Here is a 3,215-nt window from a genome sequence, read left to right as displayed (position 1 = left end):
ATGCGTGCTGACACCGTAACACCGGGACCCTAGCGCTTGAAACGCACGCGCATAGGCCAAGACGTCTCTGGCAAGTGCGGGGTCAACTCGGTGCCTGGCTGTGCAGGCATGCTCCAATCTGCGGCTTCGGCTTGCAGCCAAGGTGTCGCTGGAAAGCTTGCCGGCCCTGGACCGGCTACAAACCGCTCCAGATCGTCAGCTCCCCGGTGCATGTTGTAGGGCTGCCCCCGAAGCAGCAGGGCAAGGTCCATCAATTCCTCTTTGCGTTTTTCAGAGACCTTGTGTCGCTGCACCATGGCAACGGGGCCTGCAGAGAGAGCAGCGGCAGCGTATCTCTCCCGCGGAAGCACGACCAGCGGTGACTGCTGCAATTGCGGGGAATGCATGTACGTCTTCACGCAGCACATCACGTCCGTGCCGCAGCCGCGGCGAGTTTCAACCGCTGCAGCTTCGTGAGAATCGAGGTCGCGTCGCAACTTGTACGAAAAAGCATGAGGCGCTTCCACTCCCCTCCGGGTGCCCCAACAATTGTACAACTCCACTTTCAAAGGGGCTAGCCAAGTGTGGAAATCGCGGACGTGCTCAAGTACGTCCACATGTAGGGTCTCTCCGCGGTTCTCAATGAGATGCCGCATACGAGTGCGCAATAGCTCGACTAGCTCTCCTTTCGTTTGGAATTTGACGACTCTGAGCACGACCTGCAGAACCAGCCCAAACAGTTGATCAATATCCTCGTGTGTGTGACCCACTATCAAGAACATCAGATGTGTTGTGCGGAATTTGTAGCGGACGACGAGATAAGCCATAAACACGTTGACCTCTGAGTTCTTCGCCTGCGCTGTGGTGTTATCGCTTTGGACTACAAGGTGATCTGGAAATCTTAGACCTTCCCGCCTGCACTCAGCCCAAACGGTCTCCAAGACTCTCTCCAGCACATCCAGAAACGCATCGGCCCCGTGAGTCAAATCTTCATCAGCGACGAAGAAAAACGTGCCGTATCCGTGTGCGATGGCAGCGGTTAATACCAGCCGCGGCCGCCTGACAGTGTCCAACATCTTGTCGACCCGGCCCCATTCATATTGGGGCCATGCGAATTTCGCCTTATCCATAGAATCGATAATTATCGTCAGGACACCTTGCTTGCTCCTGCTGGCATAGCGATTGTGCCAGTATATGGTGCGGTCATGGTACTGGTCACGCAGGTGGTCGCGCCACTCGCGGGCGTAGCCTAACCGCTCTGCAAATGATATCCCCCGATCGTGGATCTTCGTGCGGGCGTGGAAGCACGCCTTGCATTCCGCATGTTGCGATACCTTGCGGAATAGCAAGTACTGGTGCCAAACGGAATGCCAAGCATCGCTGAACACGTGGTACGAAGGCACCGTGCTGCAAGACTCCGTTACACCGGGACTCCGCACCGTGATGCAAGGCTCCGTTAGTAGACCGGGACTCTCTCCGCAAGTGGCAACGAACAGCCAGTACAAGTGAGACAAGCAACTATGCGGCAAGTGCCGCCGAGTCAGGCCAATGTCCTTTCCGAGGAACATGTGCACTGTCTCTGGAACGCTGCGGTCTGGATTCCAATCCTCGTCGGCAACTTCGTCGGCAGAGCCCGCATCCAGAGTCGCCATCGCAAACGTATGATCTTCAACTTGAATGTTTCCGTCGATGCTGCCTGCAACTACGAGCAACTGGAAGGCGGGGCATTGGATAGCTGCGTCGCTCCTCCCCAGGCAGGCTCGAAAATAAAATGGGGTGGGTGAAAAAGACGACTCCTTCGGGATAATGCCCAGCCTCCCAGTCACACCGTTGCGACGCCTTTCGCCAAGTACCTTTCGTGGGGGAGAGGTTCGGCTGCAGACATGTAAATTTCCAAGAAGAAGGCGTTGACCCGATCTCTCTGCGGGCAATTGCGGATTGTGTTTGTGCGCCTCAATGTTCATTCGCGAATCACTCGGAAACCAATCTATGCGAAATGTGGACCACCGGCCAAAACTGTGGAGGTCCGAGCTCCAACGTCGTAGGGCCTGGGCTGTGAAACCCGGGGTACTCCGGGAAGCGGGGGCGTCGGTGGTCCGCACTTCGCTTGGGAACCGACGGTCGCTGATGGACATAATGTCGCCTCCTGTCGGGAATCCCATGGATCATTTTGACCAACTTGGTGGATCCGATGCCGATAACTTTGCGAAATCCGAGTCTGCATATGGTCACGCCGCACAGACTCCACGAAGTGCGCAACTGTTTTTTGCCGCTTTCAGAAGACGGCGAACGTCCGATATAGTCATACAGTGTGGAAAACATGAAGATACGCTCGTCGTCGCCCAGATGCCCATACCACCAATGCAGCACCTCCAAGTCACCCGCCAAGCAACTGTGTGAGGACGGGGCAAGGAAGGCAAGGGTGACGGTGGGGCAGGGCAACGGATACCTGAAGTTGCTTGGGGGGCAGACCCGGCCAACCTGTACGAGCTGTGACTCCTTGGGTTTCAATTTGCTGAAGCAACCCTCCCGGCAACCGCACTTTTCTGACAAAAGCTTTCTTATTCGGTGGGGATCCATTTGACTGCGCTCATATTCACTCAACTTCTCTCGAACAGTGATGCCAGCAGCGCCACATTGCAACTGAATGGATGTCAGATCCAGAGCAACCACCGCTGGAGCCTGCACAGTGGAAGAGGACGCCGGTATTGTGGAAGACGACGATGCTGGCTGCTGACTGCAGGACACCGGAACTCCACTGACACCATGCTCACCGTCTGACGACTCCACCCGACGCAGCCCCTCTGGGTCAGATGCATCGCCGGACGAGTCAACCGCACGACACCCCGACACCACCTCTGCCAACCCGAAGGCAATGAAAGCAAAGAAGCCTGTGACTCAAACTTGGTTCCGAGCACTGTATTTGTAATTTGTTCCCGAGCTGGCCCGCAGGACGTCACGGAATCACGGCCGACCCCCACAAGTGAAACTCAAGCAGCCAAAATCAAGGGGGGAGGAAGGTCGAGGCAACAGATCAATCTTCTTGCACTTTGGGCGGCATGAAACCTTGCATTCGTCGCCCGACGACGATGCCTTCAAAGTTCTCGATGATCTCATGCGTCTTCTCCCTTTGACCTTTGGCACGGCTGGATGCGACGTTGGCCGTAGTCGCTTCCAGCGGCGAGCATCGTCAGAAGAGCTAGAGTCGGCTGTCCGTAGCATTGAGCGGCATGGCA

General features: G+C 56.2%; 1 protein-coding gene. It reads right to left on the bottom strand.

Translation table 11 applies throughout. From position 1 onward, the window contains the following. Positions 1 to 29: 29 nt before the first annotated feature. Complete coding sequence (locus tag ABWP81_RS11515; protein WP_353141901.1) at positions 30 to 1,367, bottom strand: hypothetical protein; 1,338 nt, start codon at positions 1,365 to 1,367, stop codon at positions 30 to 32. Between the last annotated feature and the right edge of the window lie 1,848 nt (positions 1,368 to 3,215).

Source organism: Limnohabitans sp. (genome assembly GCF_040401135.1).
Lineage (GTDB): Bacteria > Pseudomonadota > Gammaproteobacteria > Burkholderiales > Burkholderiaceae_C > Limnohabitans.
The sequence above is the reverse complement of the archived record's forward strand: the minus strand, read 5'-3'. Positions and strand labels throughout refer to the sequence as shown.